The organism is Paenibacillus sp. IHBB 3054 (genome assembly GCF_051594305.1).
Classification (GTDB): Bacteria; Bacillota; Bacilli; order Paenibacillales; family Paenibacillaceae; genus Paenibacillus_AQ.
The window spans coordinates 1-24,672 of sequence record NZ_JBOFBG010000062.1 but is presented as its reverse complement, the minus strand read 5'-3'; the positions used below and the strand labels follow the sequence as shown (position 1 = coordinate 24,672).

The following is a 24,672-nucleotide window of genomic DNA, read 5'->3' as shown; positions in this document are numbered from 1 at the left end:
CCTTTTGCGTTAAGATTTAACTGCTGGCTATTGAATGTGGATAGGATAGGGGATAAAGTGAATAGAAGAAAAACTTGTCCACATGTGGATAAGAATCATGGAACGTACAGCGAATCAAAAGTACTCCCCAATTAATGTGGATAGTATCGAGTATTTGTGGATATATGTGACTTTTAATGTTGATAATAGGGAGCTTCGCAAGCAAAGGGGGTATTTCAGTGGATAATACAGACAATCTTGTGTGGATAGAACGATTTGTAGTTCAAGCCAGTGATACGGATTACCGTTCCCAGGCTAAGCTGTCTTTTATTCTGGAAATGATGCAGCGTACGGCTGACTCAGCGGTAAGTGCACTAGGCCTCAGTCTTGAACAGATGCTGGAGGCAGGGATGGGCTGGATGATGATCACTCTTGATCTGGAGTTTAAACGCATCCCCCGGCTGAATGATGAGTTGATAGTGCACACATGGAGTAAAGGGACCAAAGGAGCCATGTGGCAGCGTGACTACCGTATTTATGATAAGGACCATACAGAGGTAGCCGTGGCGCGTTCAATCTGGGCGCTTGTAGATACAGAGAAGCGTAAGCTGCTGCGGCCATCTGCTCTTCCCGTATCAGTACTGCATTATGAAGGTGATTCGGTCGGCAGTATTCCAGATAAGGTAACCATTCCTCAGGACATCCCCATGGAACAAGCTTACCGGTATCAGGTCAGATATAGTGGTCTGGACAGCAATAATCATTTGAACAATGCACGTTATGGTGATTTGTGCTGCGATGCTTTATCTCTGGAGGAGTGGGGTGTGAAGGAACTGAAGCGGTTCCGGATTACTTATGTACAGGAGGCAAAGTATGGCGATGAGCTGATGATGCTGCGGTCACAGCTAACAAGTGAAGGTGCATTTGTTCAGGGAAAGCTGGAGCAGGCCATATCATTTGCAGCTTGTCTGGAACTTGGTGAAGAAGCACATTAACGGAAATACATATAGGAATTATACATGAGGGGAAACTATCCAAGACTTAGAAACCCTATACAAATGTCCGTGTCTGCTTAGCAGATACGGACATTTGTGTTACATCAGTTCCAAGGGAACATAAATCTCGCTTATTGAATTTTTGTCATCCGGGCCCAGATATTGCTCACCATAATATTCGAATTCGTAAGGCAGGGAAAGCCGGTATTCGCTTTTTGGAAGCCAAGTCTCATAAATATATTTGTAGGTATAAGAGACATCCTTCGACAACCCTTTATGTATGAACTTTAAATAGGTGGCTGCAGGCAAGGTATACACAGGAAAATCCGCCGATAGTTGCGCTTGTTCAGAGGCGGAATGGCGATAAGAGGTCTGAGTTACGGCATATTGATGACGGTCCGATATCTCTGGCTGAGGGTAAAGCTCGCAAGCACATATAAAGGAAACCCCGCTGTTTTCAAAATCGTCAGCCCAGTAGCCCACTTGATAATACCGTTCGGGAAGCCTGCGGCCGTGCAGGCTGGGCACTCTGGTGAACAGCTGGGACCAGGCTTCGGAGATTACAGAATAGTCAGCGATAACGTTCACAATAGGTCCCTTGAGAGTAATTTCATCTAGCTTTACGATCTGCGGAGGCGTTCCTTGAACTACAGGCAAATGAAGCAGGTCCTGTTCGTGAAGCCGGTGCAGCAGTGGAAGCAGAGGATTATTTCGTTTATTGCGGACCTGCGTCGGTGTGGTATGCAGCAACCTTTTAAAGGCCCTGGTGAAGGTCTCGTAGTCGTTAAAATGATAATCCAGTGCAATGTCCTGGAAAGAACGCTCCGGCCATCGTTTAAGATCCTTAGCAGCCTCGGTAATTTTGCGTCTGGCTATATAATCCCCCGGTGTTATCCCCGTAATGGCCTGGAATAAACGAATGAAATGATACAGAGAATAGCCGGTTCTCCTGGAGAGGGCAGTGACAGACAATGGAGATTTCAGTTCAGCTTCAATATGGTCCAAAGCCTGGACGATGAGCTGGTAATTGTTCATGTCTACCCCCTTGGGAATTAATGGAATAAAATGTAAGCAACTGTGGTTGAGCAGCTATCAGCACTAATTAATCAGCTACCCAGTCTCCCCAGCCAGCGGCCCATTCAGGGACAGTGACATCTTTGACGCGGTCCGTAGTGGGAAAGTAAGCCTTGATATCGAGGATTGGTGTACCAGGGTAAGCATCCAGTCCGGCAACCTCGACAATGCCCGATTCCATATCAACAGACACTATGGCAGCTACACTAAGGCCTAAAGGATTGGGGCGGACAGGAGAGCGGGAAGCAAAAACTCCACTTAAAGGTGCCTCATATGGAGGCTGAACCTGTGTGGTTTGCCGGAAGTGGTCATCTGCAAACTCATGAATCCACCAAAGGATCTGGCAATGGCTGAAATTTTGCAGGCCTTTCAAGGCAGGGTGAAATTCAGGTTTAAGCTCAAGACGCAGATTGTCAGGCTGCCCGGCAACCACACCTACTGGTATGACATTATACACTTCTTGCTTGGACATTTACTGTGACTCCTTTCGGATAACGGATACAGCCTATTGTATAATGTGGAGGTAGAATTCAGCCTGATGATATTTGCGGTCTTTTAGATCATGGTATAATAGGTTGTTGGCAAGGAAGGGAGAGAATTATGAAGGTATTGGTATTGGCGGAAAAGCCGTCGGTTGCGCGTGAGATTGCCCGGGTGCTGGGTTGCGGGAATAAACAGAAGAGCTATATTGAAGGTCCGAAATATGTAGTTACCTGGGCTTTGGGGCATTTGGTCGGTCTGGCAGAGCCTGAAGACTATAACAATAAATTTGCTTCTTGGGCATTGGAGGATTTGCCGATTCTGCCGGAGAAGGCCAAACTTAAGGTGCTGCGTGAGACAAGCCAGCAGTATAAGGCTGTGCAGCAGCTGATGAAACGCCAGGATATCGACGAACTGATCGTTGCAACGGATGCAGCGCGGGAAGGGGAGCTTCTGGCCCGCTGGATCATGAATATGGCCGGCTGGAAAAAGCCGTTCCGGCGTCTATGGATTTCTTCGCAGACGGATAAGGCGATCAAAGAGGGATTTGCGTCACTGCGTCCGGGCCGGGATTTTGACTGTCTGTATGAATCGGCGCGCTGCCGTGCAGAGGCGGATTGGATGATTGGTCTTAACGTTACCCGTGCTTTAACCTGCAAGTTCGGTGCTCCGCTGTCGGCTGGCCGTGTGCAGACACCCACGCTCGGCATGATCATGGACCGGGAGAACGAAATTACAGGCTTCCGTTCCCAGGAGTATGAGATGTTGACCGCAGATTTCGGGAATTTCCAGGCGGGTTGGCGTGCTCCGGGCGGGGATGGCCGGATTTTTGACAAGGAGAAGACAGCGAAGCTCAATGACAAGCTTACCGGCCGAAGCGGGCGTATCGCCAAGGTGCAAAAAAGCGAGAAAAGCGAGCCGCATCCACTGGCTTATGATCTCACCGAGCTGCAGAGGGATGCCAACCGCAAGTTCGGCTTCTCGGCAAAACAAACATCCAGTGTGCTGCAGCGTCTATACGAGCAGCATAAGCTGGTCACTTATCCGCGTACGGACAGCCGTTATCTAACTTCGGATATGACGGGGACGTTAAAGGAGCGGCTGGACAGCATCGCTGTCGGACCCTATGCGGCATTGGCACGGCCGCTGCTGCGTAAACCGCTGCCCATTACAAAGCGGATAGTAGATGACAGCAAGGTGAGCGATCACCATGCCATTATTCCTACGGAGCAGACAGTGCTCTTAAATCTGCTTAGTGCGGAAGAGCGTAAGCTCTATGATCTGATCGTGCGGCGTTTTATCAGCCTGTTCTATCCACCGGCCCGTTATGACGCGGTAGCCGTCACGGTAAGCGTGGAAGGCGAGAGCTTTCATGTGAAAGGCACCACGGTAAAGGACGCAGGCTGGCGTGAGGTATACGGCGGTGATATGAGCAATGACGACGAAGAAGACAATACTGCCGATGAGCCTGCGGCAAGCAGTGTGAAGCTGCCAGAGCTGCGTGAAGGGGAGGCCGTTAAGGTTCTGCGCTGTGTGATCCGTCCAGGGCGGACACAGCCGCCCAAACGGTATAACGAGGCTTCGCTGCTGACTCAGATGGAGAAGCATGGCCTCGGAACACCCGCAACCCGGGCCGATATCATTGAGAAGCTGGTCAGCTCGGATACTATCGAGCGGCAAGGCAATTCTCTTCACCCGACAGGCAAAGGGAAGCAGTTGATTGAACTAGTCTCGGCACAGCTGCGCACGCCGGAGCTGACGGCGCGCTGGGAGGCCGAGCTGGAGAAGATTGCCCGCGGACAAGGGCGGCCTGAGCCTTTTCTGCAAGGCATCCGCAGTATGGCGCAGGAACTCGTATCCGGCGTCAAGAGCAGCGGCGCAGAATACAAGCCGCATAATGTCTCCAGCAGCCATTGTCCTGAATGCGGGACAAGAATGCTGGAGAAGAAGACCAAAAAGGGCAAGCTGCTGGTCTGCCCTGCTGATGACTGCGGCTATACCCGTGCCGGAGAGAAACGGCTTTCGAACCGCCGTTGTCCGCAGTGCCATAAGAAAATGGAGCTCAAAGAAGGCAAGGCGGGCCTCTACGTACAGTGTCTGGGCTGCGGAATAACAGAGACGATGGACAAGGACCACAAGCATATCAATAAACGTGAGCAGCAGAAGCTGGTGCAGCAGTACAGCAAACCTGAAAGCGTAGGCTCGAATCTGGGTGAGCTGCTCAAAGCGGCAATGGAGGCCAAGCAGAAGGGGAATTAAGCGTAATAACCTCTGTGGAGCGGACATTTAAACTATAAATTAGAAACCTAAATAAGCCTACCGGAATCCCCGGCAGGCTTATTTAGGTTATGAAGGGTGACTTAGGTGCCTGCTGTGCACCGTAGTGCTTGGAGAGACACAAATTCCGGTTAACCGTGAAATAATCAGAATCCGGAGTGGATTTTAGGGCTGTCAAACAAAAGGCAGATATGCTTTACTAAGAAGATCTGCGAAAGAGCAGGAACAACTCTTAAAAATGAATGAGCGGGTGGTAAAGTGACAGTGCCTAAGCAAAAAGAAAACGGGGCCCAGTCGGTAGAAGGTTCAAAGACCAGGGAAGGCAGCCGTTTCTTCTTCCTGGTCATCGTCTTTATGTTCTGGTTCTCTTCATATATTTATGTTCCGGTGCTCTCTCCCTACGTGGAGCATCTCGGAGCTTCGTATGTTATGGTCGGCTCAGTGCTGGGGATTTACGGTCTGATGCAGATTCTGTTCCGGCTGCCGATCGGAATCGGCTCGGATTATTTGAACCGGCGGCGGCCGTTCATTTATCTGGGGCTGATCGCCAGCGGTGCAAGCTGTCTGCTGTTTATGGCAGGAGCGCATCCGGGTTGGGCACTGGCGGCTCGTGCCGTATCCGGAATAGCAGCCTCCGCCTGGGTAGTGTACTCGGTAATGTTTGCCGGCTATTTTCCGAAAGAGGAAGCGGGAAAAGCAATGGGCATGCTGCAGTTCACCACGGTCATCGCCCAGTTGATGAGCATGATGATCAGCGGCTACATGGTGGAGCACTGGGGCTGGAATGCCCCGTTTGTTATCGGGGGGCTTGTGGCGATAGCGGCTCTGGTACTCGCCCTGCGTCTGCCGGAACAGCAGCAGGAGAAGCGGGAGAACGCGATCCAGCTTAAAGACCTTGCTGCGGTAATTAAAGAACCGCTGCTGGTCAAAGTCTCGCTGTTATCCGTGCTGGCGCACTGTGTGCTCTTTATTACAATGTTCGGCTATACTCCGAACCAGGCGCTGGACATTGGTGCAAGCAAGGAAAGCTTAGGCTGGCTGACTTTGGCATTCATGCTGCCCCATGCCGTTGCGACACTCTACGGTTCCCGTCTATTTGGCAGGCTGCTTGGCGACCGGGGGACACTGCTGCTGGGTTTTGCCGGAAGCGCGCTGTTCACGCTGCTGATTCCTTCAATGCCGACGCTTGCCGCCTTGTGTGCGACACAAATCGGGAACGGCTTTATGCAGGGACTTATTTTTCCGCTGCTGCTTGGCAAATCGGTATCGGGAGTGGCGCCCTTTAAACGGGCAACTGCGATGGGCTTCTATCAGGCGGTGTATGCAATCGGCATGTCAGGAGGGCCGTTTGTGGCAGGTTGGATGAGCTCTGCTTATGGCCTAAGCGGCGGATTCTGGCTGGGCGGAATCGCGGCAGCACTTGCTGCCGTATTATCCTGGGTATGGATTACGGATGCTGGCGGGTCCCGTGAAAGAACAGGAAAGCAAGGGCGTATACGTGGCAGGTAATGTGAGGATTATTGGTTTTTTGCCGGAAAGGGTACTATAATATGAAGTAGATAGGATAAGAGGGAGGAGAGCCGGAAGGAATGGTCAAAGGTGTGTTGCTGTGGTTTGCACTAATTAATATTATCGGGTATGTGGTAATGTCCGAGGACAAGAACAAGGCCCGTACAAGGCGGGAACGCGTGCCTGAGAAGACGCTTTTTCTGCTGGCATTTATGGGCGGTGCGCTGGGTGTGCTGACTGCCATGTACCGCAAGCGCCACAAGACGCGGCATACTTCTTTCAGGATCGGAATTCCGTTGCTGCTGCTGCTTAATATCCTGCTGTATGGGTACTTTTTAAGGTAAGGTTTTTTGAATTACGTTATGGCTACACAAAACAGAAAAAGAGGTGGCGTACATGTTATTCTCAAAAATTTTGCTCGCCTATGACGGTTCCAAGGCATCCAATCAGGCATTGGAGCGCGCGATCGAGCTGGCTAAGGTAACTCCGGGTTCATCTCTTTACGTTGTACACGCATTTGAATTCCCGCGCTTTTTTATCGGGGAAGCTCTTGCGCCTCTACCTGCTTCTGTAAACAAAGATTACTATGATCTGGCGGTGCAGACCACAGAAGAAGTGAAGAGCCGGCTTGAAGCGGAAGGATTGAATGCTACGGTGGAGCTGCTGCAAGGATCTCCTGCAGAAGTGATCTTGAATTATTCCAAGGAGCATGATGTGGATGTTATTGTAATCGGCAGCCGCGGACTTGGCGGAATACGTGAATTTGTTCTAGGCAGCGTAAGTCATAATGTGGTGCAGAGCGCCCGTATTCCGGTATTGGTCGTAAAATAATAGATTTTATTCCGGGAGGAGCACAAAGGTGTTCCCCCTTTTTCTTTAGTTTCCCTGCCCAATTAGCCAAGAACAGGAATTAGAATTTGCCAAAAAGCGAACGATTTAACGTGTAAATTTTACAATGTTCGTGTTTAAGTTGACATGAAGTGTAGGCCATTGTTAAACTGAACCTATGAAGAGCTCGTATAAAACCGGGGATAAGGCCCGGAAGTTTCTACCCGGCAACCGTAAATTTCCGGACTACGAGGAAATAGGATGACTAGAATGGCCATCAGCGCCGTCCCGGGGATATTAGGGCAGTGCACTATGTGCTTGTCCCTGTATGCTCTGCCGAGGCGGAGACAGATGGAGCAGTCCCTCCTGATTCCTGCAGTAGTCTGGGTCCACCCGCAGCAGAATGCGTTTGGAATCCGGGCTTTTTTTTTCGGAATTATGGGAAACTTGCGAGAAATGGGACAAACTTAAAGCAGATAAGAGTATCTATATCGGGAACGGAAGGTAGGTTGAGTCATGTCTGTGCAAGTTGGGGTTATTATGGGCAGCAAATCCGACTGGGAAACGATGGAGCATGCCTGTGCGGTGCTGGAAGAACTGGGCGTGCCTTATGAGAAAAAAGTGATTTCCGCACACCGCACACCAGATCTGATGTTCCGCTATGCGGAGGAAGCGGCGGGCCGCGGACTTCGCGTGATTATCGCCGGAGCAGGCGGCGCGGCGCATCTGCCGGGTATGGTGGCAGCGAAGACGGTGCTGCCCGTTATCGGTGTTCCGGTGCTGTCCAAGGCGCTTAACGGCCTGGACTCACTGCTCTCCATTGTGCAGATGCCGGGCGGCATTCCGGTGGCGACAGTAGCCATTGGCCGTGCCGGGGCCGTCAATGCAGGGCTGCTCGCAGCGCAGATAATCGGCGCGTTCGAGCCAGAGGTGCAGAGCCGGGTGCAGCAGCGGCGCGAAGCTACAGAGCGCGAAGTGCTGGAAAGCAGCGACACCTTATGAAACCGGAAGAGCTGAAGCCGGATGGTTTGGAAGTGAGCACGACGCGGGACGGGAGACAGTCGCGGGGCGAAGCAGCGGATGGCCTGGACGTCCTGGCACAGCAGGGACAAGCTGGACAGCGGGGCGAAGAGAATGGCCTGGACGTCCTGGCACAGCAGGGACAGGCTGGACAGCGGGGCGAAGAGAATGGCCTGGACGTCCTGGCACAGCAGGGACAAGCTGGACAGCGGGGCGAGGAGAATGGCCAGGAAGCTCCAGGCCAGGAGGCTGCGGTGTCCTACGGACTCGCCGCACTGGGTGGAGACAGGCCCCGGACGCTGCGCCCCGGTGCAACCATCGGCGTGCTGGGCGGCGGCCAGCTCGGGCGGATGATGGCGCTGGCCGGCAGCGCCATGGGTTACCGCTTCGTGGCGCTGGACCCGGCGCCGGATGCGCCCTGCGGGCAGGTGACGCCGCAGATTCACGCGGCGTACAACGACCGGGACGCGGCGCGGGAGCTGGCGCGCCGCTCGGACGTGATCACGTACGAGTTCGAGAACGTCGATGCGGACGTGGCCGCGCTGCTGACGGCAGAGTCGTACGTGCCCCAGGGCAGCGCGCTGCTGTACACCACGCAGCACCGGCTGCGCGAGAAAGCGGCCATCGAGGCGGCTGGCGTGCCCGTTGCCCCGTACCGCAAGGTCGGCAGCTTGGCGGAGCTGAACGCCGCGGCCGCCGACCTGGGCCTGCCCTGTGTGCTGAAGACAGCCACAGGGGGGTATGACGGCAAGGGACAAGCCGTCATCCGCCGGCCGGAAGAGCTGGAAGCAGCCTTCCGGCAGGTCGCGCCGGGAGCTGGCGGAGCGCAGGAGGCGCCGCAAGCTGGCGGAACAGACAGCTCCACCGATTCCGCAGCCTCAGCTGGAAACGTTATGCCGGAGCTGGTGCTGGAGAAATTCGTTGCTTTTAGCTGCGAAATCTCTGTCATTGCTGCCCGCAGCGCATCCGGTGAGGTCAAGAGCTTTCCGCCTGCCGAGAACATTCATGTGAACAACATCCTGCATCTGTCGATTGTGCCTGCCCGTGTGCCGGAGGAGATTCAGCGGAGAGCCTGCGAGCTTGCTGAGCGGCTGGTGTCCGGACTGAATGCCGTCGGACTGCTGGCGGTAGAGATGTTCGTGACGGACGACGGAGAATTGTTCGTTAATGAACTGGCTCCGCGCCCGCATAATTCAGGGCATTACACGATGGACGCCTGCGTCACCTCGCAGTTCGAGCAGCATGTCCGGGCGATCTGCAACTTGCCGCTCGGCGATACCTCGCTTTTGACTCCTGTAGTCATGGTGAATGTGCTTGGGCAGCATCTGGACGGGGCAGTGGAGCGGATTAGTGAGATGGACGAAGCAGCAAACCGGCTGGGGATTTCCCCCAAGCTTCATATATATGGCAAGACTGAGAGCAAGACCGGCCGCAAGATGGGCCATATCAACTTGCTCTGCAAGGACACCGGAGACGGTTTGTCCTGGGTGGAGCAAACTAACCTTTGGAGGAACTGACAAGATATGATCGAACGATACAGCAGACCTGAGATGCGGGCCATTTGGACCGAAGAAAATAAATTCAATGCATGGCTCGAAGTGGAAATATGTGCGTGTGAAGCCTGGGCGGAGCTAGGAGTTATCCCGCAGGAAGACGCCGCTAAACTGCGTAAGGACGCCAAGTTTGATATTGAACGCATCAACGAGATTGAGCTTGAAACCCGTCATGACGTGATCGCCTTTACCCGTGCGGTATCCGAAAGCCTTGGCGCGGAGCGCAAATGGGTGCATTACGGACTAACCTCCACGGATGTTGTTGATACGGCGCTGGGTTACCTGCTGCGCCAGGCGAACGAAATTCTGGAGCAGGACATCATTAACTTCATCGAAATTCTTAAGGATAAAGCGGTAGCTTACAAGGATACGCCGATGATGGGACGCACACATGGCGTTCACGCTGAGCCGACGACCTTTGGACTCAAGATGGCGCTGTGGTATGAGGAAATGAAACGCAACCTGGAGCGCTTCCGCCATGCTGCGAACGGCGTGCAGTTCGGTAAAATCTCCGGCGCGGTCGGCACTTATGCCAACATCGACCCGTTCGTGGAAGAGTTCGTCTGCCGCAAGCTGGGCACCAGCCCGGCACCGATCTCCACGCAGACCCTGCAGCGTGACCGCCATGCCGAATATATGGCTGCGCTGGCGCTGGTCGCCACTTCGCTGGACAAGTTCGCCACCGAGATCCGCGCGCTGCAAAAGAGTGAAATCCGCGAGGTGGAAGAGGCTTTTGCCAAAGGTCAAAAAGGCTCCTCCGCCATGCCGCATAAACGCAATCCAATCGGCTGCGAGAATATTTCCGGCCTGTCGCGTGTCATTCGCGGCCATATGGTTACTGCTTATGAGAATGTACCGCTGTGGCATGAACGCGACATCTCGCACTCTTCGGTGGAACGGATTATCCTGCCGGATGCGACCATGCTGCTCAACTATATGCTGAACCGGTTCGGCAACATCGTGAAGAACCTGACCGTGTTCCCGGAAAATATGAAGCGCAACATGAACCGGACCTTCGGCGTGCCGTTCTCCGGCCGTATCCTGACCAAGCTGATCGACAAGGGCTTCAGCCGCGAGCAGGCTTACGATACCGTTCAGCCTCGTGCGATGCAGGCTTGGGAAGAGCAAACCCAGTTCCGCGACATCGTCGAAGCCACACCTGAAATCACCGCCGTACTTAGCCCGGAAGAGATCGAAGATGCATTCAATCCTACATGGCACCTTAAGCATGTCGACACTATCTTCCGTAAGCTGGAGCTTATCTAATAAAAGGTAAGTTATTGGTGAACGGAGGAGCGCAGCAATAAACTGGCGTGAAGTATCAGGAAGAGCGGATTGTTCTGAACCAAGCGTAACTGGAAGCTTGAAATTATAAAGTGCGGTAAAGAGGAACGGAGAGGAATTTTGGAACTGGAGAAGCGTTAGCGTTCGCCTTTATGGTCAGATTTCTACCGCAGCTTGCGGTTAAATCAGAGAAATATGACCATAACAGCGATCGGAAGTCCAAACATTTCTTGCAGTGAATCTTATTTGCTGGACTGTTGTTGCGGGCTTTTAATTGGGCGGGTTATAATCCGCGATTAGTGCTCTTTTAAGCAGAGTTAAGGCAAGATCATTTGTTCAAGGGAGGAAAGGTCATGACACACCCTGCCGTATCCACGGCTGTGGATCTCGTAAATGCACCGCTGCTCTATAAAGGAAAGGTTCGCGAATTGTATGACTTGGGGGAACAGACCCTGATTGTCGTTACGGACCGGATCTCCGCGTTCGACTATGTGCTTGATCCGGCTGTGCCGGAGAAAGGCAATGTGCTGAACCGGCTCAGCGCTTTCTGGTTTGGCAAGACGAAGGACCTGATGGAGAACCATGTCGTGCATATTGATGTGGACCAGCTCGGAGATATCGCACGCGACAGAGAGGCGCTCAAGAACCGGATCATGGTTGTCCGCAAAGCAGAGCGCATTGATATTGAATGTGTCGTGCGCGGCTGCATCACCGGCGGGGGCTGGCGGCAGTATCAGGAGACCGGGAAAGTTAACGGTATTGAACTACCCAAAGGCCTGCGCAAAAATGCTGTACTGGCCCAGCCGATTTTCACCCCTGCGGCTAAAAATGATGTAGGCCATGATGAGGATATCCCTTTTGAGCAGATGCAGGAGCTGATCGGTGCCGACCTGGCGCTTGAGCTGAAGGAGAAAAGCCTGAAGCTGTTTGCTTTTGCCAAAGAGTACTGTGAAGAGCGAGGTATCATCCTAGCGGACTGCAAGTTTGAGTTTGGTTTGCTGGATGGCAAGGTGATTCTGATCGACGAGATTTTCACCCCGGATGCTTCCCGCTTCTGGGCCAAAGATAAATACAGTCTGGATATTGAAATCGACAGCATGGATAAAGAGCCCGTCCGGACTTATCTTGCCGCATCCTCCTGGGACAAGAACAGCACGCCGGACCCGCTGCCGCTTGAAGTCGTGGAAGAAACGAGCCGCCGTTATCTGGACATCTATCATCGCCTTACTGGTAAGTCTTTATAGTTTATTAACTTGGCCAGCTGTAGTGTATCCGCTAGTTGCATTCTCTGCATTTATTTTGAGCAAAATCGCCGCTGGCTGCCTTTTAAATGTATCCGGTACAACTAAATCAGGCGAACAAGCCTGGAACGGCGGTTGTTTCAAAATATAGCTGTATGGAATGCAATTAAAGTGGGTTTTGCCCGAAATAAAAGGAATTTAGCTGTACAGAATGCAGTTATCTCAATATTAAACTCAGGTACATCCGAGTTCTTGTTGATTGCCCATTGAGGCCCATAAAATTTTAGGAGGAACTACAAGCGTATGTTAAAAGCGACAGTCTATGTCACCATCAAGAAAAGCGTGCTCGATCCCCAAGGTGTAGCCGTGCAAGGAGCATTGCATTCGGTAGGGTTCCAGGAAGTTGAAAGTCTGCGCATCGGCAAATATATGGAGCTTACCCTCGATACAGATAACCGCGCCGAAGCGGAAGGACGCCTCAAGGAAATGTGCGAAAAGCTGCTGGCCAACACGGTGATCGAGGATTACCGCTACGAATTGGAGGACTAAAAGTCATGAAATTTGCTGTACTCGTCTTTCCAGGCTCCAATTGCGACATTGACTGTTATAAGGCGGTAGAAGACAGCCTTGGCGAACCCGTGGATTATGTGTGGCATACTGCGACAGACCTGTCGGCGTATGACTGCATTCTGGTGCCAGGCGGCTTCTCTTATGGTGACTATCTGCGCTGCGGCGCGATTTCCCGGTTTGCTCCGGTGATGGCTGAAGTGGCCAAAGCTGCGGAGCAGGGCAAATTCGTGCTTGGCATCTGCAACGGGTTCCAGATTCTGACCGAAGCGGGACTTCTGCCGGGTGCGCTGCGCCGCAACATGTCGATGAAATTCCGCTGTCATGATACCGTGCTTAAGGTCGTTAATAACACAACCCCGTTTACTGTTGATTATGCGAAGGATGAAGAGATTGTCATCCCGATCGCGCATGGCGAAGGCAATTATTACTGTGATGAAGAGACTTTGGCGTCGCTTAAAGCAAACAATCAGATCGTATTCACATATAGCGACAATCCGAACGGCTCGGTAGCCGATATTGCAGGCGTCAGCAACGCAGCGGGCAATGTGGTTGGCATGATGCCTCACCCGGAACGTGCAGCGAACAGCCTGCTGGGCTCGGAAGACGGCAAACGGATGTTTACATCTATACTCAAAACCTGGAGGGATCGTTATGACGCAGCAAGTATCCGTTAAGGAGCCGACCGCAGAGCAAATCGCGGAGCAGAAAATCTACAGTCAATTCGGCGTGTCGGACAGCGAATATGAACTGATCACGTCCTTCATGGGCCGCAAGCCCAACTATACAGAAATCGGCGTATTCAGTGTAATGTGGTCCGAGCACTGCGCCTACAAAAATTCGAAGCCGCTTCTTAGCCGGTTCCCGACCAGCGGACCGCGTGTCCTGATGGGACCGGGCGAAGGCGCCGGCATTGTCGACATCGGTGACAACCAAGCGGTTGTATTCAAAATCGAAAGCCACAACCATCCGTCGGCGGTAGAACCTTATCAAGGTGCGGCTACAGGCGTGGGCGGAATTATCCGCGATATTTTCTCCATGGGTGCTAGACCGGTAGCGCTGCTTAACTCCCTGCGTTTCGGGAAGCTTGAGAGCGACCGGGTAAAATATTTGTTCGAGCATGTCGTGTCCGGTATTGCAGGTTACGGCAACTGTATCGGCATTCCGACCGTGGGCGGCGAAATCATGTTCGACAACAGCTATGACGGCAATCCGCTGGTCAATGCGATGTGTGTCGGCCTGATCGACCATGATAAAATCCAGCGCGGTGTCGCCAAAGGTGTAGGCAATCCCGTATTCTACGTAGGTCCGCCTACAGGGCGTGATGGTATTCACGGGGCGACGTTTGCCTCCGTGGAGCTGAGCGAGGAGTCGGAAGCCAAGAAGACAGCGGTGCAGGTTGGGGATCCGTTTATGGAGAAGCTGGTGATGGAATCCTGCCTGGAGCTGATCGACAGCGGCATCGTGCTTGGCATTCAGGATATGGGCGCGGCAGGCCTGACCTGCTCCAGCGCAGAAATGGCCAGCAAAGCGGGCAATGGCCTGGAGCTGTATCTGGATCAGGTACCGCAGCGTGAAGAAGGCATGACACCTTACGAGATGATGCTGTCGGAATCACAGGAACGGATGCTGTTTGTGGTGGAGCCTAAGGATGAGGCGCAGGCACAGGAGATTTTTGACCGCTGGGGCGTCATTTGCCGCAAAGTGGGCAAGGTAACCGATGACGGCCGCCTGAAATTGTTCCATCACGGTGAGGTTGTCGGCGATATGCCGGTAACGGCTCTCGTAGATGAGTGTCCAATCTACAACAAACCGTCAGCAGTTCCTGCTTATTATGAAGAGAATGCAACGGTCGATACCCTGCGTTATGCAGAGGTTACCGATCTGGGCGGCGCGCTGCGCACGGTACTCGCTTCCCCTACCGTAGCAAGCAAAGCATGGGTATACAACCAATATGACTATATGGTTCGCACTAGCACGGCGGTTCGTCCCGGTTCTGATGCGGCAGTGGTTACGATCCACGGCACACGCAAAGGCCTGGCAATGACTACGGACTGCAATGGCCGTTATGTCTATCTGGACCCTGAAGTCGGTGGCCGGATTGCAGTCAGCGAAGCGGCGCGCAACATTGTCTGCTCCGGGGCTAAACCGCTGGCGATTACAGATAACCTGAACTTTGGCAGTCCCGAGAAGCCGGAGATTTTCTGGCAGATGGAACGTGCGGTAGACGGCATGGCTGAAGCCTGCCGTGTGCTCGATACGCCGGTTATCGGCGGAAATGTCAGCCTGTACAACGAAAATGCCTCCGGAGCGATTTATCCGACACCGGTTGTCGGCATGGTGGGTCTCGTGGAGGATACCGATCACATTACCACTCAAGCCTTCAAGCAAGAGGGCGACGCCATTCTGCTGCTTGGGGTGACCAAGGCTGAGCTTGGCGGCAGTGAGTTCCAATATGCTGTACATGGCCTGACGGAAGGCCGTCCACCGGCACTGGATCTGGCCACTGAACAAAAGCTGCTGGATGCTGTGCTTGGCGCGATCCGCAGCGGTCTGGTCCGCTCGGCGCATGACCTTTCCGAAGGCGGCCTTGCGGTCGCACTGGCAGAGAGCTGCATCAGCGGCGGTATTGGCGCTAACGTAGAGCTGTCTGCGAACGGGCTGCATCCGGACGTGGTCTTGTTCAGCGAGAGCCAATCCCGTATCGTACTGACCGCTGCTCCTGACCGTGCGGAAGAGCTGAAAGCAGCAGTTGCCGCTTACGGCGTGCCGGTGGAAATCATCGGAACCGTCGGTGGGGACAGACTGCGCCTGGCCCTGGACGGCAAGGCTGCACTGGATGAAGCTGTAACAGAAATAAAAACCATTTGGGAGGATGCTATTCCATGTCTTATGAAATAAAGACCGGGAAAGAGCAGGCGGACCCTATCCTGTGGACCGGCGATTTTTACAACGAAGGAACGGGCTCGGGAGATATTTTTGACACTTTAAAAGAAGAATGCGGCGTATTCGGTGTCTTCGGACACCCGGAAGCCGCCTCCATGTCTTATTATGGACTGCACGCCCTGCAGCACCGGGGAGAGGAAAGCGCAGGTATTTGCGTGGCAAACGGACGCGACTTCAACTATCACCGCGGCATGGGCCTCGTCAAGGAAGTATTCGATAAAGATAAAATTGCTTCACTGGTGGGTGACATGTCCATTGGCCATGTGCGTTATTCCACCAGCGGCGACAGCCGGCTGACCAATGCGCAGCCGCTTGTCTTCAAATACCGTGACGGGGATCTGGCCATTGCCACCAACGGCAATATTGTCAACGAACCGCTGATCCGCAAGCAGCTGGAGCAAGGTGGCTCTATTTTCCAGACTACAAGCGACACCGAGGTACTGGCGCATCTGATCGCACGTTCGCAGAAGGATTTTGTCGAAGCCACCAAAGATGCCCTGCAGCAGCTGGTCGGCGGTTTCGCCTTCCTGCTGATGACCAACGACAAGCTGATCGTCGCATCTGATCCGCACGGACTTCGTCCGCTCGTCATGGGCCAGCTCGGTGAAGCCTATGTCTTCGCTTCAGAGTCCTGTGCGCTGGAAGTTATCGGTGCGAAGCTGGTGCGTGATATTGAGCCGGGTGAATTGCTCGTGCTTGATAAGGACGGCATCCGGGAAGACCGCTTCGCTGAGCCGAAGCGCAAGGCGCTGTGTGCCATGGAATATATCTATTTTGCCCGGCCGGACAGCGACCTGAACGGCTCGAACCTGCACTCCGCCCGCAAGCGGATGGGCAGCCGGATGGCGCTTGAAGCTTTTGTGGATGCGGACATTGTAACCGGCGTACCGGATTCCAGTATCTCCGCAGCCATCGGCTTTGCCGAGCAAACAGGTATCCCTTATGAGCTGGGACTGATCAAGAACAAATACACTGGCCGGACGTTTATCCAGCCGAGTCAGGAGCTTCGCGAGCAAGGCGTGAAGATGAAGCTAAGCGCAGTGCGCCGCGTCGTTGAAGGCCAGCGCGTCGTCATGATCGACGATTCCATCGTGCGCGGCACCACCTCGCGCCGGATCGTGAACCTGCTGCGCGAGGCCGGAGCGCTTGAAGTACATGTGCGGATTACCTCGCCGCCATTCAAGAACCCATGCTTCTACGGCATTGATACACCTGATCGGCGTGAACTCATCGCCTCCTACAAGAGTATTCAGGAAATGTGCGAGGAGATCAACGCCGATTCCCTAGCTTTCCTTTCACCGGAAGGGCTGATCCAATCCATCGGCGGCTATAATAGCGATGATTACAAAGGCGGGCTGTGCCTGTCCTGCTTCGATAACGACTACCCGACGCAGGTGGATTTCGGCGGGGAAGAGAAGGACGGATGTTCCTGTTAAGCGGGTCCATCCCCCTATAGTCGAGTGGCCCATCCCCCTAAGTCCCCCTTGCGAAGGGGGATTCCGGAGGGCTCTGCCCTCCGGCCACCCGAAAGTTTGGCGGTAGGAGTTTGCTTTTAACTTGCTAAGAAGGCTGGGGTGCGGGTGCCCGCTTTGTCCCTGTGTGCTGCGCACGGCCGGGACACGCTCTACGGCGCTCCGCGCCCTGGCGGCATGCTGCCTCGCCGGGCCAAGTGCTCAAGAACCTGCCCTATTTGCTACGCAAAATCGGAGGTTCTCTCGCTTAAGGTGCGCCCGGCTTCGCCTCGCGCGCCAAGATCAAAGGCTCAAGAACCCATCCTGTTTGCTACGCAAAATCGGAGGTTCTCTCGCTTAAGGTGCGCCCGGCTTCGCCCCGGACGCCAAGATCAAGTGCTCAAGAACCCGTCCTATTTGCTACGCAAAATCGGAGGTTCTCTCGCTCAAGGTGCGCCCGGCTTCGCCCCGCGCGCCAAGATCAAGTGCTCAAGAACCTGTCCTGTTTGCTACGCAAAATTGGGGGTTCTCTCGCTGAGGAGGCGCTTTGGCTTTGCCAAGCGCCGAGGTCTTGCTGCTGCTGTGCAAGGCGCGTACAGCGGCTTGCGGCTGGGCTTGCCCCGGGTGGTTCGGAAGCCATGGAGAGGAATTTTGGAACTGTAGGAGCGATAGCGTTCGCCTGAAAGCTTTCCGTAGGAAAGCTCGCGTCGAAAGCATATGCTTTATATTTGGATTTCTACCGCGAACAGCGGTTTAAATCAGGAAATCCAAATATAACAGCGACCGGAAGTCCAAACATTCATCGCAATGGCGTCCAAGAACCACACACCCAATCCCTGCCGCCCCGAAACGCGCTCTAAACTAACTAATAATGAGGTGTCCAAAAGTGTCGGAAGCTTATAAAAACGCCGGAGTGGATATTGCGGCTGGCAATGAAGCCGTTGAACGCATGAAGAAGCATGTAAAGCGCACGTACCGTCCGGAGGTTATGACGGAGCTGGGTGGATTCGGCGCGTTGTTTGGTCTCAATAAGGACAAGTATGAAGAACCGGTGCTCGTATCGGGAACCGACGGCGTGGGCACGAAGCTCAAAATCGCTTTTGCAGCCGACCGCCACGACACGATTGGCATCGATGCCGTAGCCATGTGTGTGAATGATATTGTAGTACAGGGCGCAGAGCCGCTGTTCTTCCTCGATTATCTCGCCTGCGACAAGGTCGTGCCGGAGAAGATCGAAGCTATTGTTGCCGGCATCGCCGAAGGCTGCCACCAGGCAGGCTGCGCGCTCATCGGCGGCGAAACGGCTGAGATGCCCGGGATGTATTCGGCGGGTGAATATGATATCGCCGGCTTCACAGTTGGCGTAGCTGACAAAGCGAAGCTGGTTACGGGTGCGAACATCGCGCCGGGAGATACGGTGATCGGTCTCGCGTCCAGCGGTGTGCACAGCAACGGCTTCTCGCTGGTACGCAAGCTTCTGCTTGAGGAAGACGGCTATGCGCTGAACGATGTGGTCCCTGAGCTTGGAGCTCCGCTGGTAGATGTGCTGCTGGCTCCGACGAAGATTTATGTGAAGCCGCTGCTCGCGCTGCTGGAACAGCTGCCGGTCAAAGGCATGGCGCATATTACCGGAGGCGGGTTCATCGAGAACATTCCGCGCGTACTGCCGGATCATGTGAATGTGGAGATCAATTATGGCTCCTGGCCGATTCTGCCGATTTTCGGCTTGCTGCAGAGCAAGGGCAATGTAAGCAACCGGGATATGTTCACTACCTTCAACATGGGCGTCGGCCTGGTGCTGGTAGTGTCTGCAGAAGACGGAGAGAGAGCGGTTGAACTGCTGAAAGCAGGCGGGGAAGAAGCTTATGTGATCGGCAAAGTAACGGAAGGGGAACGCAAGGTTACCTTTACGGGAGCTGAAGTGTGATGCAGTACAGCCGGATCGCTGTGTTTGCCTCCGGGCAGGGCAGCAATTTTGCCGCGCTGGTTCAGGCTCAGAACGCAGGGAAGCTTGGCGGAGGGCACATTGAACTGCTGGTATCCGACAGGCCGGAAGCGCTAGTGGCACAGCGTGCGGAGGAAGCGGGGATTCCTGCCCTCCTGCTGCGGCCGAAGGACTTCGCAAGCCGGGAGCTGTATGAAGCGGAGATTGTTGCCGAGCTGCAGCGCCGGGATATCGGGCTTGTCGTACTGGCTGGATATATGCGGCTGATTACTCCGGTGCTTCTTACGCCTTACGCCGGGCGGATCATCAACATTCATCCTTCTCTGCTGCCAGCCTTTGCCGGCAAGGATGCCATCGGGCAGGCATTGGACTACGGTGTGAAGCTGACGGGGGTTACGGTGCATTTTGTCGATGGGGGCATGGACACCGGACCGGTTATTGCCCAGCGCGGCGTTGCCGTAGAGGCCGAAGATACAGCGGAAACCCTTGCCGGACGAATTCATCAGGTAGAGTATGAGCTTTACCCTGAGGTAGTATCTGCTTTTGCCGCCGGGAAAGTTGAGCTGGACGGAAGAAAAGCCACAATTTCCGAGTAGAAGTATAGGCGCAATTGCTGCTAAGGACAGGGAGCTTGCCATATATGGAGTCATCCTGTGTCGCATACTATGGACATGAGCTGCGATTCCACAGAAATTTTTAAAACAGCATTGTTCAGCTCGTCTATAGCGTTAAATACTGGCGAATTGTGCGGTGCGCTGATCTTTTTATCGACAAGGGTTAATCTCTGCGGTTACTTCCGATATTTCTCGGGAAATATTGCACAAGCGGGAAAAGGGTGTCGGAGAGTGCTGGAATACCTGATTTATACCTTAGGAAGAATGCTGTAAGCTGCTGAAATTTCAGTGATTTGGCAAGGCTGGCTGGTTTATTCGGGTGCAAGAGCTTGTAGATCAGTTATACAAGTTTAAGGCATCACATCGTTAAGCGTTAACCATTCAAACACAACTAATCGAGCATCATCCGGAGGAGGACTATTCAAAGTGAGTATCAAAAGAGCGCTGGTCAGCGTATCGGATAAACAGGGCATCGTGGATTTTTGCCGCGAGTTGTCTGCATTGGGCGTAGAAATCATCTCCACAGGCGGCACTAGCACACTTTTGGCTAAAGAAGGTGTACCAGTCATCGGTATTTCAGATGTCACAGGGTTCCCGGAAATTATGGACGGACGTGTCAAAACGCTGCATCCCGCCGTACACAGCGGCCTGCTGGCGGTTCGTGACAATGAGGAGCACACGCGGCAAATGACCGAGCTTGGGCTGGACTACATCGATCTGGTCGTGGTGAACCTGTATCCGTTCGCGGAGACGATTGCCAAGCCGGATGTATCGTACGAGGAAGCTATCGAGAACATCGATATCGGCGGACCGACGATGCTGCGTTCGGCGGCGAAGAACCATGCTTTTGTCAGTGTGGTGGTGGACGCGGCCGATTATGCAGGTGTACTTGATGAGGTGCGGGCGGGCGGAGATACGACCCTTGAGACCCGCAAACGTCTTGCGGCAAAAGTGTTCCGCCATACGGCGGCTTACGATGCCCTGATTGCCGATTATTTGGCTAATGTGACCGGTGAACCGCTGCCGGAGCGCTATACGGTGACTTACGAGAAGATTCAGGATCTGCGTTACGGAGAGAACCCGCACCAGAAGGCGGCGTTCTACCGCAAGCCGCTCGCTGCGCAGGATACGTTGACGGCTGCCGAGCAGCTGCACGGCAAAGAGCTGTCCTACAACAACATTAACGATGCCAATGCGGCGCTGCAAATCGTCAAAGAATTCGAAGAGCCGGCGGTTGTGGCCGTTAAGCATATGAATCCATGCGGCGTGGGCGTGGGCGCAAGTGTATACGAGGCTTACCAAAAAGCCTACAATGCTGATCCGACCTCCATTTTCGGCGGGATTGTGGCTGCGAACCGTATTATTGATGCGGATACCGCTAACCTGCTGAAGGATATTTTTCTGGAAATCGTACTGGCACCGGGCTTCACGGAAGAAGCGCTGGAGATCCTTACGAAGAAGAAGAACATCCGCCTGCTCAAAATCGGCAGCTTAAGCACGGCCTCCACACGCAAGAGCAACTTTGTCGTTACCTCCATTGAGGGCGGTATGGTGGTGCAGGAGAGCGATGTGCACTCCGTGAATCCGGAAGAGCTTCAAGTGGTCACTACCCGCAAGCCAACCGAAGAAGAGCTCAAGCAGCTGCTGTTCGGCTGGAAAGTGGTTAAGCATGTGAAGTCCAATGCGATTGTACTGGCGGCGGATGATATGACCGTTGGTGTAGGCGCCGGACAAATGAACCGTGTCGGAGCGGCCAAAATTGCCATTGAACAGGCCGGAGAGAAGTCCAAGGGCGCTGTACTGGCTTCCGATGCCTTTTTCCCGATGGGAGATACGCTGGAAATGGCTGCGAAGGCTGGAATTACCGCAGTCATTCAACCGGGCGGCTCGATCAAGGATGAGGAATCCATCAAGGTTGCGAATGAATATGGAATTGCCATGGTCTTCACCGGCGTCCGCCATTTCAAACACTAGAGGCCCGGGGAGGATTTCGTTTATATGGATATTTTAGTGGTTGGCGGCGGGGGCCGGGAGCATGCGATCATCTGGAGTCTGTCCCAAAGCCCCAAAGCCGGTAAAATCTACTGTGCACCCGGCAATGCCGGGATCGCGCAGCTTGCTGAATGTGTGCCGATCGGCGTGTTCGAATTCGACAGGCTGACTGCTTTTGCCAAAGAGCGTGAGGTTGGTCTTGTAGTTATTGGACCGGATGATCCGCTCGCGGCAGGTATCGTTGATGCCTTTGAAGCGCAGAATATTCCTGTGTTCGGCCCGCGAAAGAATGCAGCTGAAATCGAAGGCAGCAAAACGTTCATGAAGGATCTGCTGCACAAATACAGCATCCCGACAGCAGCCTACGAGAAGTTCAGCGGTTATGAAGCAGCACTTGCTTATTTGCGCGCACAGGAGCTGCCGATCGTCATCAAGGCAGACGGCCTGGCTGCCGGCAAAGGCGTTACCGTAGCTTATTCGCGTGAAGAAGCCGAGCAGGCGCTGCGTGATATTATGGTGGACAAGGTATTCGGTGAAGCCGGTGCGCAGGTAGTCATCGAAGAATTCCTCGTCGGGGAGGAAATGTCGATTCTTGCGTTTGTTGATGGTGAAACGGTGCGGCCTATGGCGGCGGCGCAGGATCATAAGCCGATATTCGACGGCGACAAAGGACCGAACACCGGCGGAATGGGCACGTATTCGCCTCTGCCGCATATCGCTGAGGATATTATCCGCGAGGCGGTGGAGACGATCATCGAGCCAACGGCCAAAGCCATGGTGGCCGAAGGCCGCTCTTTTAGCGGCGTACTGTTTGCCGGGCTGATGATTTCACCGGATGGCAAGCCAAAGACGATTGAGTTCAATGCCCGCTTCGGCGATCCCGAGACGCAGGTCGTACTGCCTAGGCTGAAGAGTGATCTGCTGGAGATTTTTCTGGCTGTCACTGAAGGCAGGCTGGCGGATATTGAGATTCAATGGAGTGATGAAGCGGCTGTATGCGTAGTGCTGGCTTCAGAGGGTTATCCGGGTCCTTATCCTAAAGACGTGCCTATCTCTGGTCTGGAGAGCAGCCAGGACGCGCTGATCTTCCATGCCGGGACGGCACGCGGTGAAGATGGAAGCTGGGTTACGAATGGCGGTCGGGTGCTTGGTGTTGTCGGCAGGGGCGCGAGTATTGCGGATGCCCGTGCAGCCGCATACGCCAGTGCAGAAACAATATCTTTCCAGGGAAAGCAGAACCGCAGTGACATCGCCATGAAGGCGCTCATCTGAGGATAAAGGACTGCAACCTAGCAAATTTTTACGCTATTAGTCCCAAAAAAGGACTGACAAGTGATAGAAGAAGTGCTATAATACAATTCGTACGGGGGAAAATGTGCGGATATATACAGATAAAGGGTCTTTCCTTTCATGGAAAGGCCTTTTTTAAATTAGGTTTTTGGAGTGCCCGTGAAGTTCCCGTAATATAGAATACGTCTTGCCGGGAAATGATACTTATAGTGCAAAAGTAGCGATGCGCTTATGTGTATGGCTAGTCACAGATTTAAGGGGGAATTATTTTTGAGTAAGGTTGGAAGAAATGACTTGTGCCCATGTGGAAGCGGGAAAAAATATAAAAGATGCTGCCTTGGTAAAGAAACCTCAGCGGTTGAATCCATACTGCGGCTCGTAACAACGGAGGAGGCGGCAGCCCATGAGGCTGTAGTAACTGAACCTGTCATGAGCCCTGAGGCTTTGGAACCTGTCCTTCGTCCAGAGAGCAAGCTTACCCTGACCAAGCTGAAAAAGATGGTAACACGCGAGCTGAAATGGGAGCATCCGGCCCACGAGCAGCTGGCGATGCAGCTTATCGAAAGCATGAGAAACCAGTATGAGCGGGAGCTGATTTTTGAAGCATTAGTGCTTTGGAACGGCTTCTCCCGCCAGACTAAACCTGCTGTGAAGAAAATGGGCTCCTTCTGTGCCGCGATTGAGTATTTGCTGTCCGAGGAGTATGGCTTTATGATTTCGCAGGCTGAACTTGCAACCAAATATGAGGTTACTGCGGCTACGATTTCCCGCAAGGTTAAGGAAATGCTTAACTACGTGGAGGAATACGGCATGGGCGGCGAGTCTGACGAGCTACTAGTGCTGAACGGTCCGGGTACTCCTAAGGAGAAAGCACAGGCCCTTCTGTATCAGGCAGCGGAAGCCACTTCTACCAAACGGCGGATTCAACTGGCTGAAGCTGCACTTGAATTGTATCCGGACAATTCCGACGCTTATCTTATTCTGGCTGAGGAATCGGAGAATGAGCAGGAGGCGCGTGCCTACCTCAAAGCGGGAATTGCTGCGGGTGAGCGTGAGCTGGGGGAGCTGTATTTTAACCAAAATAAAGGATACTTCTGGGGCCTGCATGAAACCCGGCCATACATCCGCGTCTGCAAGAGCTATGCCGAGTCTTGCTGGTTCAGTGGCAACGCGGAAGAAGCGGCGCAGATGCTGGAACGCATCATGGAGCTTAATCCGGAAGACAATACCGGTGCGCGTTATTTGTTGGCGGCTGCGTACTTGTACACCAACCGGTTGAATGATGCAGAACGTGTGTTGAAGAAATATGGCAAGGATGATGCCGCGGCTGCGTTTGCCTATGACCGGATTGTCCTTGAATACAAGAAAAACGGAATCACTTCCCAGCTCAAGATGCTGTACCGTGTGGCGCGTGGTGTGAACAAGCATGTGCCGGATTATTTACTGGGCGTGAAGCGGCTGCCGCATAACCTGCCGGATTTTGTAGGCTTGGGAGATTCTAATGAAGCGATTGAATATGTCATCATGCACTCCCGTTTATGGGCAAGCATGCCGGACCTGCTCAAGTGGATGCTGAAGCAATAGTTCATCATATGATGTATACCGGACACAGCCGCTCAGGCTGTGT

The 24,672-nt window shown here is 53.6% G+C and carries 20 protein-coding genes and 1 riboswitch; of the genes, 18 read left to right on the top strand and 2 right to left on the bottom strand.

Annotated features, from left to right (window positions below):
- Positions 1-218: 218 nt before the first annotated feature.
- Positions 219-974, top strand: coding sequence for an acyl-[acyl-carrier-protein] thioesterase (locus ACQ76X_RS34360; protein ID WP_438498315.1), 756 nt, complete (start codon positions 219-221; stop codon positions 972-974).
- A gap of 99 nt (positions 975-1,073) precedes the next feature.
- Here the strand turns inward: ACQ76X_RS34360 and ACQ76X_RS34355 are convergent, their stop codons facing one another.
- Positions 1,074-2,009, bottom strand: a complete 936-nt coding sequence (locus tag ACQ76X_RS34355) for an AraC family transcriptional regulator (RefSeq protein WP_438498313.1) — start codon at positions 2,007-2,009, stop codon at positions 1,074-1,076.
- A 67-nt stretch (positions 2,010-2,076) separates the two neighbouring features.
- On the bottom strand, positions 2,077-2,520 hold the full coding sequence (gene tsaA, locus ACQ76X_RS34350) for a tRNA (N6-threonylcarbamoyladenosine(37)-N6)-methyltransferase TrmO (protein WP_438498311.1): 444 nt from the start codon (positions 2,518-2,520) through the stop codon (positions 2,077-2,079).
- Positions 2,521-2,648: 128 nt separating this feature from the next.
- On the opposite strand from tsaA, the gene ACQ76X_RS34345 reads away from it, so the two are divergent.
- The 17 genes from ACQ76X_RS34345 to ACQ76X_RS34265 all read left to right on the top strand — a co-directional run bounded on the left by ACQ76X_RS34345 (position 2,649) and on the right by ACQ76X_RS34265 (position 24,629).
- Positions 2,649-4,787 (top strand): DNA topoisomerase III, encoded by a 2,139-nt coding sequence (locus tag ACQ76X_RS34345; RefSeq protein WP_438498309.1) that lies wholly within the window; start codon positions 2,649-2,651, stop codon positions 4,785-4,787.
- 282 nt (positions 4,788-5,069) lie between these two features.
- Positions 5,070-6,314, top strand: coding sequence for an MFS transporter (locus ACQ76X_RS34340; RefSeq protein WP_438498307.1), 1,245 nt, complete (start codon positions 5,070-5,072; stop codon positions 6,312-6,314).
- Positions 6,315-6,394: 80 nt separating this feature from the next.
- Entirely contained in the window at positions 6,395-6,658 is a 264-nt protein-coding gene (locus ACQ76X_RS34335; RefSeq protein ID WP_038585652.1) for a DUF1294 domain-containing protein, read from the top strand.
- 52 nt (positions 6,659-6,710) lie between these two features.
- Positions 6,711-7,145 carry a universal stress protein gene (locus ACQ76X_RS34330; RefSeq protein ID WP_038585655.1) on the top strand — a complete coding sequence of 145 codons (435 nt, stop codon included), beginning with the start codon at positions 6,711-6,713 and terminating at the stop codon, positions 7,143-7,145.
- 164 nt (positions 7,146-7,309) lie between these two features.
- Positions 7,310-7,411: riboswitch (purine riboswitch) on the top strand.
- Positions 7,412-7,658: 247 nt separating this feature from the next.
- Positions 7,659-8,144 carry a 5-(carboxyamino)imidazole ribonucleotide mutase gene (gene purE, locus ACQ76X_RS34325; protein WP_438498304.1) on the top strand — a complete coding sequence of 162 codons (486 nt, stop codon included), beginning with the start codon at positions 7,659-7,661 and terminating at the stop codon, positions 8,142-8,144.
- 272 nt (positions 8,145-8,416) lie between these two features.
- Complete coding sequence (locus ACQ76X_RS34320) at positions 8,417-9,679, top strand: 5-(carboxyamino)imidazole ribonucleotide synthase (protein WP_438498318.1); 1,263 nt, start codon at positions 8,417-8,419, stop codon at positions 9,677-9,679.
- A gap of 6 nt (positions 9,680-9,685) precedes the next feature.
- Complete coding sequence (gene purB, locus ACQ76X_RS34315; protein ID WP_038585664.1) at positions 9,686-10,981, top strand: adenylosuccinate lyase; 1,296 nt, start codon at positions 9,686-9,688, stop codon at positions 10,979-10,981.
- A gap of 371 nt (positions 10,982-11,352) precedes the next feature.
- Positions 11,353-12,243, top strand: a complete 891-nt coding sequence (locus tag ACQ76X_RS34310) for a phosphoribosylaminoimidazolesuccinocarboxamide synthase (RefSeq protein ID WP_438498302.1) — start codon at positions 11,353-11,355, stop codon at positions 12,241-12,243.
- 300 nt (positions 12,244-12,543) lie between these two features.
- A complete protein-coding gene (purS, locus tag ACQ76X_RS34305) occupies positions 12,544-12,789 on the top strand; it encodes a phosphoribosylformylglycinamidine synthase subunit PurS (protein WP_019913657.1) in 246 nt (81 codons plus the stop codon).
- Positions 12,790-12,794: 5 nt separating this feature from the next.
- Complete coding sequence (gene purQ, locus ACQ76X_RS34300; protein ID WP_038585669.1) at positions 12,795-13,484, top strand: phosphoribosylformylglycinamidine synthase subunit PurQ; 690 nt, start codon at positions 12,795-12,797, stop codon at positions 13,482-13,484.
- Entirely contained in the window at positions 13,462-15,708 is a 2,247-nt protein-coding gene (purL, locus tag ACQ76X_RS34295) for a phosphoribosylformylglycinamidine synthase subunit PurL (RefSeq protein WP_438498299.1), read from the top strand. The genes purQ and purL overlap by 23 nt, the downstream gene beginning before the upstream one ends.
- Positions 15,693-17,189, top strand: coding sequence for an amidophosphoribosyltransferase (purF, locus tag ACQ76X_RS34290; protein ID WP_340894966.1), 1,497 nt, complete (start codon positions 15,693-15,695; stop codon positions 17,187-17,189). Before purL ends, purF begins: the two co-directional genes overlap by 16 nt.
- A gap of 901 nt (positions 17,190-18,090) precedes the next feature.
- Complete coding sequence (gene purM, locus ACQ76X_RS34285; protein ID WP_438498297.1) at positions 18,091-19,131, top strand: phosphoribosylformylglycinamidine cyclo-ligase; 1,041 nt, start codon at positions 18,091-18,093, stop codon at positions 19,129-19,131.
- Positions 19,131-19,745 (top strand): phosphoribosylglycinamide formyltransferase, encoded by a 615-nt coding sequence (gene purN, locus ACQ76X_RS34280; RefSeq protein WP_438498317.1) that lies wholly within the window; start codon positions 19,131-19,133, stop codon positions 19,743-19,745. Before purM ends, purN begins: the two co-directional genes overlap by 1 nt.
- Positions 19,746-20,189: 444 nt before the next feature.
- Complete coding sequence (gene purH, locus ACQ76X_RS34275; RefSeq protein WP_438498295.1) at positions 20,190-21,737, top strand: bifunctional phosphoribosylaminoimidazolecarboxamide formyltransferase/IMP cyclohydrolase; 1,548 nt, start codon at positions 20,190-20,192, stop codon at positions 21,735-21,737.
- Positions 21,738-21,761: 24 nt separating this feature from the next.
- A complete protein-coding gene (gene purD / locus ACQ76X_RS34270) occupies positions 21,762-23,027 on the top strand; it encodes a phosphoribosylamine--glycine ligase (RefSeq protein WP_438498294.1) in 1,266 nt (421 codons plus the stop codon).
- Positions 23,028-23,315: 288 nt separating this feature from the next.
- Positions 23,316-24,629, top strand: coding sequence for an SEC-C metal-binding domain-containing protein (locus ACQ76X_RS34265; protein ID WP_038585691.1), 1,314 nt, complete (start codon positions 23,316-23,318; stop codon positions 24,627-24,629).
- The last annotated feature ends 43 nt before the right edge of the window (positions 24,630-24,672 follow it).